Origin of the sequence: Rhizobium sp. WYCCWR10014, from assembly GCF_001657485.1 — a bacterium.
Taxonomy (GTDB): Bacteria; Pseudomonadota; Alphaproteobacteria; order Rhizobiales; family Rhizobiaceae; genus Rhizobium.
This window is the reverse complement of the sequence record NZ_LXFU01000029.1, coordinates 80,048-96,886: the sequence shown is the minus strand read 5'-3', so window position 1 is coordinate 96,886 and position 16,839 is coordinate 80,048. Positions and strand designations below refer to the sequence as shown.

General features: G+C 61.6%; 10 protein-coding genes and 1 pseudogene. 5 read left to right on the top strand and 6 right to left on the bottom strand.

Features of this window, described 5'->3' with window-relative positions; all coding sequences use genetic code 11:
• Nucleotides 1–15 precede the first annotated feature (15 nt).
• On the bottom strand, nucleotides 16–891 hold the full coding sequence (gene pdxY, locus A6U98_RS09175; RefSeq protein WP_064649400.1) for a pyridoxal kinase PdxY: 876 nt from the start codon (nucleotides 889–891) through the stop codon (nucleotides 16–18).
• A 19-nt stretch (nucleotides 892–910) separates the two neighbouring features.
• On the opposite strand from pdxY, the gene A6U98_RS37990 reads away from it, so the two are divergent.
• The 3 genes from A6U98_RS37990 to A6U98_RS09160 all read left to right on the top strand — a co-directional run bounded on the left by A6U98_RS37990 (nucleotide 911) and on the right by A6U98_RS09160 (nucleotide 7,358).
• Nucleotides 911–1,036, top strand: coding sequence for a hypothetical protein (locus tag A6U98_RS37990; protein WP_280950214.1), 126 nt, complete (start codon nucleotides 911–913; stop codon nucleotides 1,034–1,036).
• A 131-nt stretch (nucleotides 1,037–1,167) separates the two neighbouring features.
• The gene (locus A6U98_RS09165; protein ID WP_064649398.1) at nucleotides 1,168–5,943 is read left to right on the top strand and encodes an NAD-glutamate dehydrogenase; all 4,776 of its coding nucleotides are present in this window, start codon (nucleotides 1,168–1,170) and stop codon (nucleotides 5,941–5,943) included.
• Nucleotides 5,944–5,969: 26 nt separating this feature from the next.
• The gene (locus tag A6U98_RS09160; RefSeq protein WP_064649397.1) at nucleotides 5,970–7,358 is read left to right on the top strand and encodes an MFS transporter; all 1,389 of its coding nucleotides are present in this window, start codon (nucleotides 5,970–5,972) and stop codon (nucleotides 7,356–7,358) included.
• A gap of 46 nt (nucleotides 7,359–7,404) precedes the next feature.
• Here A6U98_RS09160 and purH read toward each other — a convergent pair whose 3' ends face one another.
• The 4 genes and pseudogenes from purH to htpX form a co-directional block, all read right to left on the bottom strand.
• The gene (gene purH / locus A6U98_RS09155; RefSeq protein ID WP_064649395.1) at nucleotides 7,405–9,021 is read right to left on the bottom strand and encodes a bifunctional phosphoribosylaminoimidazolecarboxamide formyltransferase/IMP cyclohydrolase; all 1,617 of its coding nucleotides are present in this window, start codon (nucleotides 9,019–9,021) and stop codon (nucleotides 7,405–7,407) included.
• A 206-nt stretch (nucleotides 9,022–9,227) separates the two neighbouring features.
• On the bottom strand, nucleotides 9,228–10,901 hold the full coding sequence (locus A6U98_RS09150) for a heparinase II/III family protein (protein ID WP_064649392.1): 1,674 nt from the start codon (nucleotides 10,899–10,901) through the stop codon (nucleotides 9,228–9,230).
• A 217-nt stretch (nucleotides 10,902–11,118) separates the two neighbouring features.
• Nucleotides 11,119–12,506 (bottom strand): annotated as a pseudogene (locus tag A6U98_RS09145) (RsmB/NOP family class I SAM-dependent RNA methyltransferase).
• The gene (gene htpX / locus A6U98_RS09140; RefSeq protein WP_064649390.1) at nucleotides 12,497–13,459 is read right to left on the bottom strand and encodes a zinc metalloprotease HtpX; all 963 of its coding nucleotides are present in this window, start codon (nucleotides 13,457–13,459) and stop codon (nucleotides 12,497–12,499) included. The pseudogene A6U98_RS09145 and the gene htpX overlap by 10 nt, the downstream one beginning before the upstream one ends.
• Before the next feature lie 110 nt (nucleotides 13,460–13,569).
• Here htpX and A6U98_RS09135 point away from each other — a divergent pair, with 110 nt between their 5' ends.
• Nucleotides 13,570–13,794: a DUF1674 domain-containing protein gene (locus A6U98_RS09135; RefSeq protein ID WP_064649388.1), complete on the top strand. Its 225-nt coding sequence runs from the start codon at nucleotides 13,570–13,572 to the stop codon at nucleotides 13,792–13,794.
• A 96-nt stretch (nucleotides 13,795–13,890) separates the two neighbouring features.
• Here A6U98_RS09135 and acs read toward each other — a convergent pair whose 3' ends face one another.
• Nucleotides 13,891–15,846, bottom strand: a complete 1,956-nt coding sequence (gene acs / locus A6U98_RS09130; protein ID WP_064649386.1) for an acetate--CoA ligase — start codon at nucleotides 15,844–15,846, stop codon at nucleotides 13,891–13,893.
• Between the two features lie 232 nt (nucleotides 15,847–16,078).
• On the opposite strand from acs, the gene A6U98_RS09125 reads away from it, so the two are divergent.
• Entirely contained in the window at nucleotides 16,079–16,783 is a 705-nt protein-coding gene (locus A6U98_RS09125; protein WP_003544022.1) for a DUF1013 domain-containing protein, read from the top strand.
• Nucleotides 16,784–16,839: the final 56 nt, after the last annotated feature.

The window sequence follows — 16,839 nt, the reverse complement described above, 5'->3', positions numbered from 1 at the left end:
GCATTGGCAAATGCGTCATTTTTTCCGCCGCTGCGCCGGATGCACGAGCCGGCGCATCTGCACCATGGCCATCGGCGTCGAAAGGCTGGAAGCATCGCTTGCCAGCATCAACTCGTTGCTGCCCCGCTTGACGGCACGCGCAAGCACCTCGAAGACGCTGGCGGTGGCAAGCTGCAGCGCCTTTTCGTCCTCGATCCCGGAAAGCAGGCGCGACAGGAAGACGGCGGCGATGAGGTCGCCGAGACCATTCGGCGGGTTGTCGACGACGCGATGCTCGGCAAGAAGGGCGTGGCGGCCGGAAAGATAGAGATTGCCGGTACCGCCCGCCATCATCGGCACCGCCGAAGTGACGAGCATGCGCGATGGTCCGAGCGCGAGCGCCGCCTCCATGATCGCGCTGTTGTCTTCAAGGGCTGCCCCCGAAAGCCATGCGAGTTCGTAGCGGTTCGGCGTTGCCAGCGAGGCGAGCGGAATGAGATGGTCGCGAATGGCCTCCGCGGTCGCTTCCGGCACGTAAAGGCCGCCGAGATCGCCCATGACGGGATCGCAGACATAGAGCAGCTCGGGATTGTTTTGCCTTAGCGCACCGATCAGCCGGGCGACGGAGCGCGCCTGGGCTGCATTGCCGAAATAGCCCGAAAGCACCGCCTTGACTTCGCCGATCCAGGGCGCGCGGATCAGATCGTCGATTGCCGCGTCGAAATCCGCTTCCGCAAAAGTTAGCCGCGTCGAGCGGCCGTGGCCGGGATGCCAGGGCAGCACGATGGTCGGCAGGGCCCAGACCGGATGACCGAGCGTCTCCAGCGCAAAGACGGCGGCCCGGTTTCCGACCGAGCCCCGCACCACATGGCTGGAAATGACGATGACTGCGCCCGCTGCATTTTCCGACATGATATCCAAGATCCGAATGATGACCGCGTTTGATGATCTTTTTGACGCCACGCTGTCAACCATTCTTCATGCGGGCGTGGAAATGTTCGGCGGAACGAAAAACCGGAAGACGGGACTTTCGCTTTCGCTTGGCGAAGAAAGCTGAAAATCTCTTACGATTTCTCTTTTCCAGCGCCAAAAAAGCGTCAAAACAATCCTTCGGACCGCTCTTTTAGAGATTTTTTCGAAGAATCTTCTGCTAGCTTGCGAAAAATCAGACATTGAGGGAGGCGATCCATGGCTGCCAGAAACAATCCGAAACGGGAAAAGCAGATCGAAAGCGCGCGCAAGATCGCCAAGGCGACAGGCGAGGCGCATCTCGATCCGGAAATTCTCTTCGGCCGGGCAAGCAATGACGATCTCGAACTCTATACGCCGGAAATGCTGGCGCTCTCCGCGGTGCATTCGGCAAAGGAACTCGGCGCCTGGAACGGCAAGGCGCCCCGCGTCAGCATCGACACGATTGCTGATGTGACGCCTGATGGCATCGCCGTCTCGGTGCTTTCAGTCACCGATCAGAACATGCCTTTTCTATTTGAATCGGTCATGGGCGAAGTGACGAGCACCTATCGCGACCTGTTCATGGCCGTGCATCCCATCCTGGTCATGGAAAAGGGCAAGGCGCCGACGACGTATTCCGCCGATCACCCGAGCGATCCGGCCAACCGCGTCAGCCATATCCAGCTTCATGTTGCGCCCCTCAACTCCGCCCAGGCCGCCGATCTCGTCAAACGCATCGAAAAAGTCCTCGAACAGGTCCGCCTGTCGGTTTCCGACTGGAAGCCGATGCTTTCCAAGATCGACGGAGTGATCGCCGAACTCGCGGCCAATGGCGCCAGCCGGAAGAAGGTCGATCGCGACGAAGCCGTCGCTTTCCTGACCTGGCTGCGCGATGAGAATTTCACTTTCCTCGGCATGCGGGAATATGTCTATTCCGGCAAGGGGACCGATGCCAGGGTCGAACGCGACAAGGGTGCAGGCCTCGGCATCCTTTCCAATCCCGATGTTCTGGTGCTGCGCACCGGCAAGGACGCCGTGACGACGACGCCTGAGATCCTTGCCTTCCTCGACGGCCCCGACTTCCTGATCGTCACCAAGGCGAATGTTAAATCGATCGTCCATCGCCGGGCCTATATGGATTATGTCGGCGTTAAGCGCTTCGACGCTGAGGGCAACGTCACCGGCGAGCTGCGCATCGTCGGCCTTTTCACCTCGACCGCCTATACCTCGCTCGCCTCCGAAATCCCACTGCTGCGTTCCAAGATCGAGAAGGTGAAGGAACATTTCGGCTTCGACCCGATGAGCCATTCCGGCCGCATGCTCGACAACACGCTGGAATCCTATCCGCGCGACGATCTTTTCCAGATCGACACGACGCTGCTTGCAAGTTTTGCTGAACAGATCAACGACTTGGCCGATCGGCCGCGCGTCCGCGTCCTGCCGCGCATCGACCATTTCGACCGCTTCGTCTCGGTGATCATCTACGTGCCGCGCGAGGAATATGACTCGATCGTCCGCGAACGGATCGGCACTTATCTGAAAACTGTCTATGACGGCCGCGTCTCCGCCTATTACCCGGCTTTCCCGGAAGGCGGCGTGGCGCGCGTGCATTTCATCATCGGCCGCTCGGGCGGCAAGACGCCACGCATTCCGCAGGCAAAGCTCGAGCAGGTGATCCGCGAAATCACGGCCCGCTGGGACGACCGTTTCGAGGCGCTGGCCGGCGCCAAGGCCCCGAAGATATCCGTCGACCAGGCCTTCCAGGATTCCTTCACTCCGGAGGAAACCGTGGCCGACCTCGCCGATATCGGTGCCTGCGCCGCCGGCGAACCGCTGCGCATCCAGTTCTACCATCGTCAGGAAGAACAGGGTCGCATCCTTTCCTTGAAGATCTTCCACGCCGGCGGCCAGCTGGCGCTGTCGCGCCGCGTGCCGCTTCTCGAGAATCTCGGCTTCAACGTCGTCAGTGAACGCACTTTCGACATCGGGGTGCCGGCCGCCGATGGAGAAAAGAAACTCGTCGTGCTGCACGATATGGAACTCGAGGCCCGCAATGGCGGTGAGATCGATCTGCAGCGTTACGGCGCCGCCCTCGAGGAAGGCTTCGTTGCCGCCTTCGCCGGCACGATCGACAATGACAGCTTCAACCGGCTGATCCTTTCTGCCGGGCTCTCGGCGCGCGAGACGAACGTGCTGCGCGCCTACGCGCGTTATCTCCGCCAGGCCGGCATCGCCTATTCGCAGGATTATATCGCCACGACGCTCGACAAATATCCCGGTGTCGCCGCTTCTATCTTCCGTCTCTTCCATGACACACTCGACACCAGGCTTTCCGAGAAGGCTCGCGTGAAGAAGCTTGCCGAACTGCACCAGGCGATCGAGGCCGAGCTTGCCGACGTGCCGAGCCTCGACGACGACCGTATCCTCCGCCGCTACGTCAATATCGTCGATGCGACGCTGCGCACCAATTATTTCCAGAAGAACCCGGATGGTTCGCCGAAGCCGATGCTGGCCTTCAAGCTTGATCCACACCTGGTCGACGGTTTGCCGCAGCCGAAACCCTTCCGCGAGATGTTCGTCTATGGCGTCGAGGTGGAAGGCGTTCACCTGCGCTTCGGCAAGGTGGCACGCGGCGGCCTGCGCTGGTCGGATCGCGCCGAGGATTACCGCACCGAGGTGCTCGGCCTCGTCAAGGCGCAGCAGGTCAAGAACGCGGTCATCGTGCCGGTCGGCGCCAAGGGTGGCTTCTATCCGAAGAAACTTCCCATCGGCGGCAGCCGCGACGAGATCTTCAATGCCGGCCGCGAGGCTTACAAGACCTATATCCGCACGCTGCTATCGATCACCGACAATATAGCGGGCGCCGATATCGTCCCGCCGAAGGATACCGTCAGGCTCGACGGTGACGATCCCTATTTCGTCGTCGCCGCCGACAAGGGCACCGCGACCTTTTCCGACACCGCCAATGCACTGGCGCAGGAAGCCGGCTTCTGGCTGGACGATGCCTTTGCCTCCGGCGGCTCGGCCGGTTACGACCACAAGAAGATGGGCATCACCGCCCGCGGCGCCTGGGAAACCGCGAAACGCCATTTCCGGGAAATGGACATCGACATCCAGACGACGCCCTTCACCGTCGCCGGCGTCGGTGACATGTCGGGCGACGTCTTCGGCAACGGCATGCTGCTCTCTCCGAAGATCCGGCTCATTGCCGCCTTCGATCACCGCGACATCATCATCGATCCTGACCCCGATATGGAAAAGACGCTGGCGGAACGCCAACGGCTCTTCGACCTGCCGCGTTCAAGCTGGCAGGATTTCGACAAGAGCGTGCTGTCAAAGGGTGCAATGATCATTTCCCGCGCAGCGAAATCGGTCACGCTGACGCCGGAAGCGGTTGCCGCGATCGGCATCGACAAGGCTGTGGCGACGCCCTTCGAGATCATGACGGCGATCCTGAAGAGCCCGGTCGACCTGCTCTGGTTCGGCGGCATCGGCACCTATGTGAAAGCGCCGTCCGAAACCGACACCGAAGTCGGCGACCGCGCCAACGACCCGATCCGCATCACCGCGGTGGAGGTGCGCGCCAAGGTGATCGGCGAGGGCGCAAACCTCGGCGTTACCCAGAAAGGCCGCATTGCCTACGCTCTGAAAGGTGGGCGCTGCAATTCCGACGCCATCGACAACTCGGCCGGCGTCAATACCTCGGACGTCGAGGTCAATATCAAGATCGCGCTGGCAGCCGCCATGCATGACGGACGCCTGACGCGCGCAAAACGCGACCAGCTTCTTTCCTCAATGACCGGCGAAGTGGCGACCCTGGTGCTGCGCAACAACTACCTGCAGTCACTGGCTATCTCGCTGACGGAGCGCAAGGGGACGGCAAACGGTCTGGAACTTGGTCGTTTCATGAGCGTGCTCGAGGGCGCCGGCCAGCTGAACCGCAAGGTCGAGACGCTGCCGGACGAGCAGACGCTAGCCGAACGCTATACGGCCGGCAAACCACTGACGCGGCCGGAAATCGGCGTGCTGGTGTCCTATGCCAAGATCGTGCTCTTCGATGCGCTCGCGGCAAGCGATCTGCCTGATGATCCCTATTTCATCGCGACCCTTTCCAATTATTTTCCCGTGAAGATGCAGAAGTCGAATGCCGGCGATATCGCCGGCCATCGGCTGAAGCGCGAAATCGTCGCGACCGTGCTTGCCAACGAAGCGATCAACCGCGGCGGGCCGAGCTTCACCGTCGCCATGATGGACGCAACAGCGGCTTCAGCACCGGAAGTGGTGCGCGCCGCAATCGTTGCCCGCGACGGTTTCGACCTGACCCGCCTCTGGGCCGAGACGGACGCCCTGGACGGCAAGATATCAGGCGACATGCAGAACCGCATCTACGAGGAGATCAGCCACAGCTTTGTCGTGCTGACGCGCCTGCTGCTAAAAACGGGCATGACCAAGGCCGATATGGCGGAAGTGATTAGCCGGCTGCAGACGGCCCTGAAGAGGCTCAAAACCGCCTTCGCCGGACAGGTGGCCAGTGAGGTCGCCGTGCGCCAGGCGGAGTACAGCCAGGCGGGCCTGCCCGAAAAACTCGCGGCCGAGATCGCCGGCCTCCCGATCTTCGCACTGGTGCCGGAGATCATGCAGATTGCCGAGCGCACCGGCGAACCCCTGGTGCGCGCCGCCGAGAACTACATCGCCGTGTCGCAGACCTTCCGTATCGGCAGGCTGCTGGCGGCGGGCGGCCGGATCCTCACCTCAGACCATTATGAGAATCTGGCGCTTGCCCGCAGCATCGACCAGATCGCCAGCGCAAGGCGTGACATCGTCATCTCGGCACTTTCCGATCACGGCAAGGAAAAGCTTCCCGTTCAAGCCTGGCATGCACAGGATCGTATCCGCATCAACCGTATCCTCGAGGAGCTTTCCACCCTCAGCGACGGCGGCGATCCCAATCTCGCGCGTATTACCGTTGCTGCAGGTATCCTGACCGATCTTGCGCGCGACCGGGTGAGGTGAGACAGTCCGCGTCAAAGAAGGAGCGGATGTTGAATCGCATTGACTGGACAGGAACGCAACCGCCGAAGGCCACGGAGAAGGGCATCTGGGGGTGGATGTTCTTCGATTGGGCAGCACAGCCCTTCTTCACCGTGGTCACAACCTTTATCTTCGGACCCTATTTCGTTTCCCGCCTGACCGATGACCCGGTTTCCGCGCAGACGACGTGGAGCAACATGGCGACGATCTCCTCGGTGATCATCGCCCTTCTCTCGCCCGTGCTCGGCTCGATCGCCGACCAATCCGGCGCACGCAAACCCTGGATCGGCTTCTTCGCGGTCATCAAGATCGCCAGCCTGTTCTGCCTGTGGTTCGCCGCACCCGGCTCGCCTGTTCTCTATCCCGTCATTTTCATGATCCTCGCCTCGATCTCGGCCGAGTTTTCGATCGTCTTCAATGATTCGATGATGCCGCGCCTGGTCGGCAAGCACGAGGTGGGCAGGCTCTCCAACACCGCCTGGGGGCTCGGCTACCTCGGTGGCATCATCGTGCTCATTGCCGTCGTCACGCTTTTGGCGGCGAGCCCTGAGACCGGCAAGACCATCCTCGGCCTTGATCCCCTGTTCGGCCTCGATCCCGAGACCGGCCAGGATGCACGCATCACCGGGCCGATCTCGGCCGTCTGGTATCTGATCTTCATCCTGCCGATGTTCTTCTTCACGCCCGATGTTGGCAAGGGTCTTCCCTTCGGTACCGCGGTGCGCTCCGGCTTGCGGGAACTCAAAAACACGCTTGGCGAGCTCAGAGAGCGCCGCGGCATCCTGACATTCCTCATCGCCCGCATGATCTATCAGGACGGCGTCAACGGCTTGCTGATCCTTGGCGGTATCTTCGCGGCCGGCATGTTCGGCTGGGCGACGATCGAGATCGGTATCTACGGCATCATCCTGAATGTCGTTGCGATCTTCGGCTGCCTGATCGCCGGCCGCATCGACAAGGGCGTCGGTTCGAAGGTGACCGTCGTCATCAGCCTCACGATGCTGCTTCTCGCCACCATCGGCATCATCTCGACAGGACCGGGTTACACCCTGTTCGGACTGATGCCGCTGCCGGCGGCGGATTCCGGCGGTCTCTTCGGGACGGCGGCGGAAAAGGCCTATATCCTCTATGGCCTGCTGATCGGGCTCGCCTTCGGGCCGGTGCAGGCCTCGTCACGCTCCTATCTCGCCCGCAGCGTCAACATCGAGGAAGCCGGCCGCTACTTCGGCATCTACGCGCTTTCGGGGCGCGCCACCAGCTTCATGGCGACGCTGCTCTTCTCGCTGGTGACCTATATGAGCGGATCACCGCGGCTTGGAATGGCAACGCTGATCCTGTTCCTCGCCGGCGGATTGATACTCTTGATCCGCACGCCCTATCCGGCCGATCGCGCATAGGGACAAACCTGCTAGAGGAAGAGCGCCGGCCACGGCCGGCACCCGATCAGTGTCGGAAATGGCGCATGCCGGTAAAGACCATTGCGACGCCGTGTTCGTTGGCGGCATCGATGACTTCCTGGTCGCGCATCGAGCCGCCCGGCTGAATGACCGCCGTTGCCCCTGCGGCGATCATCGACAGAAGACCGTCGGCAAAAGGCAGGAAGGCCTCGGAGGCGACCGCCGAGCCATGCGTCATCGGCACTGCGAGGCCAAGCGCCTTGGCGGCCTCTTCGGCCTTCAGCGCGGCGATGCGGGCGGAATCGACGCGGCTCATCTGGCCGGCGCCGATGCCGGCCGTCTGGCCGTCCTTGGCATAGACCACGGCGTTCGACTTCACATGTTTGCCGACCTTGAAGGCGAACTTCATGTCATCAAGTTCCTGCGCCGTCGGCGCGCGCTTGGTGACGACCTTGAGTTCCAGATCCTCGACCATGCCGTTGTCGCGGCTCTGGACGAGCAGGCCGCCGGAAACGGTCTTTGCCGTCAGGCCCGCGGCACGCGGATCGGGCAGGCCACCGGCAGACAACAGTCGGAGGTTCGGCTTGCGGGCGACGATCGCCTTCGCCTCCTCCGTGACATCCGGCGCGATAATCACTTCGGTGAAGAGCTTGACGATCTCCTCGGCCGTTTCTGCATCCAGCGTCCGGTTGAGCGCGATGATGCCGCCGAAGGCGGAAACGGAATCGCAGGCGAGCGCCCGCCGATAGGCCTCGACCAGGCTCGATCCGGTAGCGACGCCGCAGGGATTGGCGTGCTTGATGATCGCGCAGGCCGGTGCCTTCTCCGGCAGGAACTCGGCGACGAGCTCGTAAGCCGCATCCGTATCGTTGATATTGTTGTAGGAGAGCTGCTTGCCCTGGAGAAGAGCGGCCGTCGAAACACCCGGACGCTTCTCGCCGGTCACATAGAAGGCAGCCTTCTGGTGCGGGTTTTCGCCGTAACGCATCGCTTCCTTCAGCGCACCGCCGATGACCCGGTGGCGCGGCGTGTCGATCGACAGCGCTTCGGCGAACCAGTTGGAAATCATTGCATCATAGGCGGCGGTGCGGGCATAGGCCTTGGCAGCCATACGCTGGCGGAAGGCATAGGCGGTCTTGCCGTCATCTGCGGAAAGCTGCTCCAGCAGCTCGGCATAATCGGCCGGATCGGTCAGGGTCGTCACATAGGCATGGTTCTTGGCCGATGCGCGGATCATCGCCGGACCGCCAATGTCGATATTCTCGACGGTCGTCGGATAGTCGCCGCCGGCGGCGCGCACCTCCTCGAAGGGATAGAGGTTGATGACGGCGAGCTCGATGCCCTCGATGCCATGCTGTTTCATCGCTTCCTGGTGTTCGCTGTCGTCACGGATCGCCAGCAGGCCACCATGCACCGTCGGATGCAGCGTCTTCACACGCCCATCCATGATCTCCGGAAAACCGGTGATTTCGGAAACATCGGTGACGGCAAGACCGGCAGCGGTGATCGCTTTAAACGTGCCGCCGGTCGAAAGCAGGCGCACACCTCTGGCAGACAAGGCGTGGGCGAGGTCGACGATCCCGGTCTTGTCGAAGACGGAGATGAGCGCGGTCTTGATTTCGACCTTGTCGGGGGCGGGGATCTTCTTGGAAATTACGGCCATGAAACCTTCTCCGTTCGGGCTTCGGGAGGACATCCGCACGGGATGTTCGCATGCTGGCGCCGCGTTAGCACAGCTTTGCCGCCGCGCAAACAGGCGTCAGCGCATGACGCCAAAAAGCATGAGCCATTTTTGGACGGCATCGTACTTTACTTCCTTGATGGGGATACGATCCCGATTTTGGCCGCTCGGCCTAAAATCATCCGCTTCTAGCCTTTGCGGGACAAAAACCAGCGGATTTCCGTCTTCTCGGCGAGATCGAAATCGATCTCGATCTGGTCCGAGCCGCAGATGCCGGAGCTGTCGGCAAAGAAGATGTCCTCGGCGATCAGCACCTCATTTCCGGGTGCGGAAAACAGCCAGCTTTCGCCGTCCGGCGCCATCAGCAGCACGGACTCCCCGTCACTCTGATGCAGGACGATGGAAGGATGGATATGAAAACGGGCGACGGCCTTCAGGGGCTCGTCACTCTCATATCCTTCGCGGACGACGAGCCGGTCGCGCCCGGTCACGATCGAACCTGCGGCATTGAGTGTCAGCTCACGCTCGTGCAGCACCCCGAACACCCTGAGATAACCGTCATGGCTGAGCTTGATGCCGTCGCGTCCATCCTCGGTTTCGGCACGCTCGACGGTGATGGTTCTCACCGGTTCGGTGATGGCGTGATTCAGGAAGGGTGAGGACGAAAAACGGCTGGACGACGTGTCGTTGAGGATGACGGTGGAATGCGCCGCCGTCGTGCGCGCCATCTGGACATAACGGTGCCCGGCAAATTTCGGTGAACCCGAATTGACGATGAAACGATGGCGTCCGGACGACATCTCGAAGGAGAGGCTGCCGGCATGGACGGTGCGAAGCGCGCCTCCCGAAGGCGGCGTGCCGGTATCGGCAATGATCACCGTCTTTCCCCCGGAAAGCCGCTGATAGCGCGAATGCGGCAAAGCCTTGAACGGCTGGCCGGCAGTTTCGTCATATCGCAGCACGGACATCAGCTCGTTTGCGAGCGTGGAGGTCGCCCCGTTGAAGAGCGCCAGGTCTCCGTCCTGATGGCGAAAGAACCGCAATGCCGGATAGATGCGGTCTATGCCGGAGATCAGCTTCTGCGGCAAGTCATGACCGAGATTGACATAGGTCTGCCGGAGCGGCAGCAGATCGAGCAGCAATTCCAGCCCGACGCGCGGATTGCGGGACACATGGCCACCATCCGGCAGAATCTGGCTATCGAATTCGCGATCGAGCGCCTGCGCCGCCCTTCTGAGCGTAGAGGCGCGCGCCGGCATGGCGACGGAGGCCATGGCCAGCGCGATACGAAGCCGAAACAGCTCCAGGCCGCCGAGGGTGAATGGCGCCATCCGGTGCAGGAACCTCACCTGGAACGCCAGCGACTTCATGAAGCGGCGATAAAAGCCGCGGTCGGCATTCTGCAACACCACCGGCGAATGCGACAGCCAGGCAATCACGCGCTGGGCGGTGACGTCAGTTTCCCAGGCAATCCCCTCCATGCGACCGGCATGGATGGAAAGCCAGCTGTCGACGATCGCGCGAGCTGCAGCCGAACTGCGCTCCGTCTTGTTCGCCCGCATATGCCGCAGCCAGCCGAAACTGTGAAGACGGGTCGCGAAGGGGCGTGAGGGCAGGGTGAAGGTAAAGGGCGACTTTTCGTCCGTTTCCAGCATGCGCCCCGCCAGGAGAAATCGTCCGTTGAGGATCTCGTCGGCCACATGTGGATCGATGCTGCGGAGATCGGTCGGTGCGACGATCAGGCGCTCCGGCACCTTGACAGAATGGCGAAAGAGCTTCAGGCGCAGCAACGCGACGCGGCGCAAGGCGCGCCGCCAAGCCTCCCGAACATACATGCTCGCAAAACGCCGACCGGACTGCATATTCTATTGTCTATTGCCCCTCGTGGTTAAGAATAGGTGAAAAGCGGCCGATTTCATCGTCCACAATGAATTAATTTGTGACAAGGTTCGAATATACGCAAATTAACGCGTTTCGCCTGAAATCATGCCGGCGGATTTGGAGGGAACGGCATGCGTGACACGAGGCTATGCAGCGCCTCGTATAGGCTAGATCGCCGCGAGCGCTCACGCCTTGCAATCAGGCCAGGCGCCGCAGCACAGCCGCATAGAAGCCATCGAGGCCGGAGCCGATGCCGTCAGGCATTTTCAGCATGGTGGGCAGCGTGCGGAATTCGCCGAGCGGTGTGATCGCCGCCTCAAGGCCCGGCCAGTCACCGGCGCCGATCGGAACGCGCTCGACCGCATCCACATCGGAAAGAACACGGGCCACGACGTCCTCACCCTCGACAGGGTCGAGCGAACAATTCGAAAAAACCAGTGTGCCGCCCGGCTTCAGCAATGTCAGCGCATGCCGCAGCAGCCGCTCCTGCAGCGCCGCCAGCCTGGCGATATCCTCAGGTCCCTTGGTCCACAACACATCAGGGTGCCGGCGTGTCGTGCCGGTGGAAGAGCAGGGAGCATCGAGCAGGATCGCGTCGAAACGCTCCGCTGGCTCGAATGTCGTCAGATCTGCCGCAATCGTCTCCGCCTTGAGGCCGAGCCGGTCGAGATTCGAGCGCAGCCGTCTCAGCCGGTTTTCCGACTGGTCGAGTGCGGTGACTGCGCCGCCGGCAAGGATGAGCTGCGCCGTCTTGCCGCCAGGCGCAGCACAGAGATCGGCGGCACGTCTGCCCGAGAGATCGCCGAAAAGCTTCGCCGGGATGCTTGCCGCCGCATCCTGCACCCACCACGCGCCCTCATCGAAGCCCTCGAGCGAGGGGATGCCGCCGTCGAAGGCCGCAAGACGAATGCCGCCTGTGGGCAAAACAACGCCGTTCAGCCGCTTCGCCCAGCCTTCGGGGTCGGACTTGACGGTCAGATCGATTGCCGCCGGTTCGAGCTGGGATTCCGAAATCGCCAGCGCCGTGTCCCGGCCATAGGCCTTTTCCAGCCTGGCGATGAACCAGGCCGGCATCGGCGCGACCTTGCCGATGGCGTCGAGCACCTGCTCCTTCTCGCGGCCGAGCCGGCGGAGGATGGCGTTGACCAGCTTGGCGAAACGACGATTGCGCGGATCCTGATTGGCCTGCTCGACGGCGAGATCGACGGCCGAATGATCCGGGACGTCGAGATAGAGGATCTGCGCCGCCCCGATTGCGAGCACGTGATGCAGCGCCCTTGCCCCCTCCGGCAGCGGCGAATCCAGCAGCCCGGCAATCGCGGCATCGATGCGCGGTAGATGGCGCAGCGTCGTGTTCAGGATGGCGCGGACGAGCGCCCGGTCGCTTTCGCCGAGCGCCCTATAGGCCGGATTGCTTGTTCATGATCGAGAGCGCCGTCGAGCGGCAGCTTGCGGTCGACGACGGCAGCGAGAATTTTTGCCGCCGCAGCCCGGGCCTGCAGGCCTGGCTTATCAGGCGCAGATCGCTCGATGGAGGGCTTATGCTTGCGGAATGGCTTCTTCGTGCCGTCTGAATTCAAGACCACGGACCTTTTGGCGGTTGCGAACCACCGCGACCAAGACCCGTATCCGGAACAGAGCGCGATTTGCGCGACGGATTAGCAGTACGCGCCGGCGACGTCGAGACATTCATGCCGCCTTGCGCCATGTCGTGCAGCGCAGCGATGCGGTTTTCCGTGTTCGGATGCGTGGAAAACAGATTGTCCATACGCTCGCCGGAGAGCGGATTGATGATGAACATATGCGCCGTCGCCGGGTTGCGCTCGGCATCTTCGTTCGGCACGTGGGCAGCGCCGCGGGCGATCTTGCCGAGCGCCGAAGCGAGCCAGAGCGGATTGCCGCAGATCTCGGCGCCGCGGCGGTCTGCCGAATATTCGCGCGTGCGGCTGATCGCCATCTGCACCAGCATGGCGGCGAGCGGCGCCACGATCATCGCGACGATGACGCCGACAAAGCCGAGGGGATTGCTGTTGTTCTCACGATTGCCGCCGAAGAAGAAGGCAAAGTTGCCGAGCATGGAGATCGCGCCGGCAAGCGTTGCCGTGATCGTCATCGTCAGCGTATCGCGGTTCTGGATGTGGGCCAGTTCATGCGCCATCACGCCTGCGACCTCCTTGGCAGACAGGGCGCTGAGCAGGCCGGTCGAGGCGGCGACGGCGGCATTTTCGGGATTGCGGCCGGTGGCAAAGGCATTCGGCTGCGGGCTATCGTAAAGATAGACCTTCGGCATCGGCAGGCCGGCATTGCGGGCGAGATCGCGCACGATCCGGAAGAATTCCGGCGCATTGCGCTCATCGACCTCCTGAGCGCGATAGGCCGAAAGCACCATCCGGTCGGAATTCCAGTAGGAAAAGAAATTCATGCCGGCGGCAATGACGAACGCGATCATCATGCCGGCCCGACCGCCGATCAGGAAGCCGACAAACATGAAAAGCGCCGTCATGAAGGCAAGCAACATGGCAGTGCGAACGAGGTTCATTGCGGATCTCCATCTCCGATTTCGGCGTCACAAGCTTTTAATCCCGGCACCGGCGCATTATGATTTGGTTATTCATAAGCTTTTTTCAATATTTCCGGCAGGAGACGGCCATGCAGGATGCCGATAACGACAATAGCGAAACGCCGATGGCCGAGGGAACGGAGCCGCCGCGCAAGATGCTGTCCCCGGCTGCCAGACGCGCCCTTGCCGAAGCCGAGGAGCGGCGAAAGAACCAGAAGCCGCTGGAGCTGCCGCCGGAAATCGGCGGCCGCGGCGGAGCCGAGCCGGCGCGCTTCGGCGATTACGAAATCAATGGCCGAGCGATTGATTTCTAAGTCAATATTCCAATTGGCGTCTTACGATCGGAATAGCCGAGAATCCGGCTAACTAACGAGCGAGCCGCTCCGGACGGACCGGAGCGGCTCGATATGTCAGGCGGTGGCCTTGTTTTGCCGGTTGGCGATCAGATCGTCGACGACGGCCGGATCGGCAAGCGTGGAGGTGTCGCCGAGAGCACCGAAATCGTCTTCGGCGATCTTGCGCAGGATGCGGCGCATGATCTTGCCGGAGCGGGTCTTCGGCAGGCCGGGCGCAAACTGGATCTTGTCAGGCGCGGCGATCGGGCCGATTTCAGCACGAACATGTTTCACCAGTTCCTGGCGAAGCGTATCCGATCCCTCGTGACCGGACATCAGCGTTACGTAGCAATAAATGCCCTGGCCCTTGATCGGATGCGGATAACCGACGACTGCGGCTTCCGAAACCAGGTTGTGAGAGACAAGCGCGGATTCCACCTCTGCCGTACCGAGCCGGTGGCCAGAGACGTTCAGCACGTCGTCGACGCGGCCGGTGATCCAATAATACCCGTCCGCATCGCGCCGGCAGCCGTCGCCGGTGAAATACTTGCCCTTATAGGTGGAGAAATAGGTCTGAATGAAGCGCTCGTGATCGCCATAGACCGTGCGCATCTGACCTGGCCAGCTGTCAGTGATGCAGAGATTGCCGTCGGCCGGGCCTTCCAGCACCTTGCCCTCATTGTCAACAAGCTGCGGCTTAATGCCGAAGAACGGGGTCGTCGCCGAACCGGGTTTCAGATCGGTGGCGCCAGGCAGCGGCGTGATCATATGGCCGCCGGTTTCCGTCTGCCACCACGTATCGATGACAGGGCAGCGCTTGTCGCCGACGACATTGTAATACCACTCCCAGGCCTCGGGATTGATCGGTTCGCCGACCGTGCCGAGCAGGCGCAGCGAAGAACGCGAGGAGCGCGTGACGAATTCGTCACCGGCACCCATCAGCGAGCGGATTGCCGTCGGCGCAGTGTAGAAGATGTTGACCTTATGCTTGTCGATGACTTCCCAGAAACGGCCCTGATCCGGGAAATTCGGCACGCCCTCGAACATCAGCGTCGTCGCGCAGTTCGCAAGCGGCCCATAGACGATATAGGAGTGGCCGGTCACCCAGCCGACATCGGCCGTACACCAGTAGACGTCGCCGTGGTGATAATCGAAGACATATTCATGCGTCATCGCCGCATAGACGAGATAACCGCCCGTCGTGTGCAGCACGCCCTTCGGCTTGCCGGTCGAGCCTGACGTATAAAGAATGAAGAGCGGATCTTCCGCCTTCATCTTCGCCGGCGGGCATTCCGCCTTCACCGTGGCGATCTCCTGGTGATGCCAGAGGTCGCGGCCGGGCGCCCAGCCGGTCTTGCCGCCGGTGCGGCGAACGACCAGAACCTTCTCCACGATCACGTGCTGGCGTGCCGCAATGTCAATTGCGGTATCGGTATTGTCCTTCAATGGCACCGGCTTGCCGCCGCGCAGGCCTTCGTCGCAAGTGATGACGAAGGTGGATTCGCAGTCGACGATGCGCCCGGCTAGCGCCTCGGGCGAGAAACCGCCGAAGACGACCGAATGCACCGCGCCGATGCGGGCGCAGGCGAGCATCGCATAGGCCGATTCCGGGATCATCGGCATATAGATGGTGACGCGATCGCCCTTCTTGACGCCGTGCTTCTTCAACACGTTCGCCATCCGGCAGACATGCTCGTAGAGCTCGTTATAGGTGACCTTCTTGTCGATATAGGGGTTGTCGCCCTCCCAGATGATCGCCACCTGGTCGCCATTCGTTTTCAGGTGACGGTCGATGCAGTTGTAGGAGACGTTTGTCTGACCGTCCTCGAACCACTTGATCGAAACTTTGCCCGTAAAGGAAGTGTTCTTGACCTTGGTATAGGGCTTGAACCAGTCGATCCGCTTGCCGTGCTTGCCCCAGAACTTGTCCGGGTTCTCGACGCTTTCCTCGTACCATTTCAGGTACTTTTCCTTATCGATCAGGGCGCGCGCCTTCACCGGCTTCGTGACCGGATAGATCTTCTCCGACATGCAACTCCTCCTCATGGGACATGCGACGGGCCGCGTGAGCTATGCAGGGCCCGGACTTGAAATCACGGCAATTCATAGCAGTTCGCATCGCCACGGCAATTAGACAAAGGTCATTTCACTTCGGAAGAATTGCAATTCTGCGACAGTGCGGTTATATAGCGCCATATTTCCCGGACATTGTGGTGACAATCCACGGACCGCGACCGGCGCGGACGATAGAAGGACTATATCCATGGCTCAAACACTGCTCATGCCGAAGGCGACAGCCATCTGGCTCGTCGACAATACGGCACTGTCTTTCGATCAGATCGCGCAGTTCTGCAAACTGCATCCGCTCGAAGTCAAGGCGATCGCCGACGGCGAAGCGGCGCAGGGCATCAAGGGCCTCGACCCGATCTCGACAGGACAGCTTTCCCGCGACGAGATTGCCCGCGCCGAGGCCAATCCGAACCACAAGCTGAAGCTTTCCGAACCGAAGGTGCGGGTGCCGGAATCCAAGCGCCGCGGTCCGCGTTATACGCCGGTTTCCAAGCGTCAGGACCGCCCGAACGCCATTCTCTGGCTCGTTCGCAACCATCCGGAGCTGAAGGACGCGCAGATTTCCCGGCTCGTCGGCACGACGAAATCGACCATCGAACAAATCCGCGAGCGCACCCACTGGAACTCCGCGAACCTCGCGCCGATGGATCCGGTGACGCTCGGCCTCTGCAGCCAGATCGATCTCGACATGGAAGTGGAAAAGGCCTCCAAGGGCCGTCCGCTGCCGACCGCCGCCGAGCTTGGCGCAACGCTGCAATCGGCTCAGGAAACCGAACGCCTGAGCCCGAGCTACGAGCGCGAAGAGGAAAAAGAAAAGGAAATCGACGCCGACGCCGTCTTCCGCAAGCTGAGCTCGCTGCGCTCGGCGCCGAAGGACGAGGACGACGATCAGTACTGAGATATCAGCGATCCCATGAAAAACCCCGCCGGTATGAGCTGACCGGCGGGGTTTTT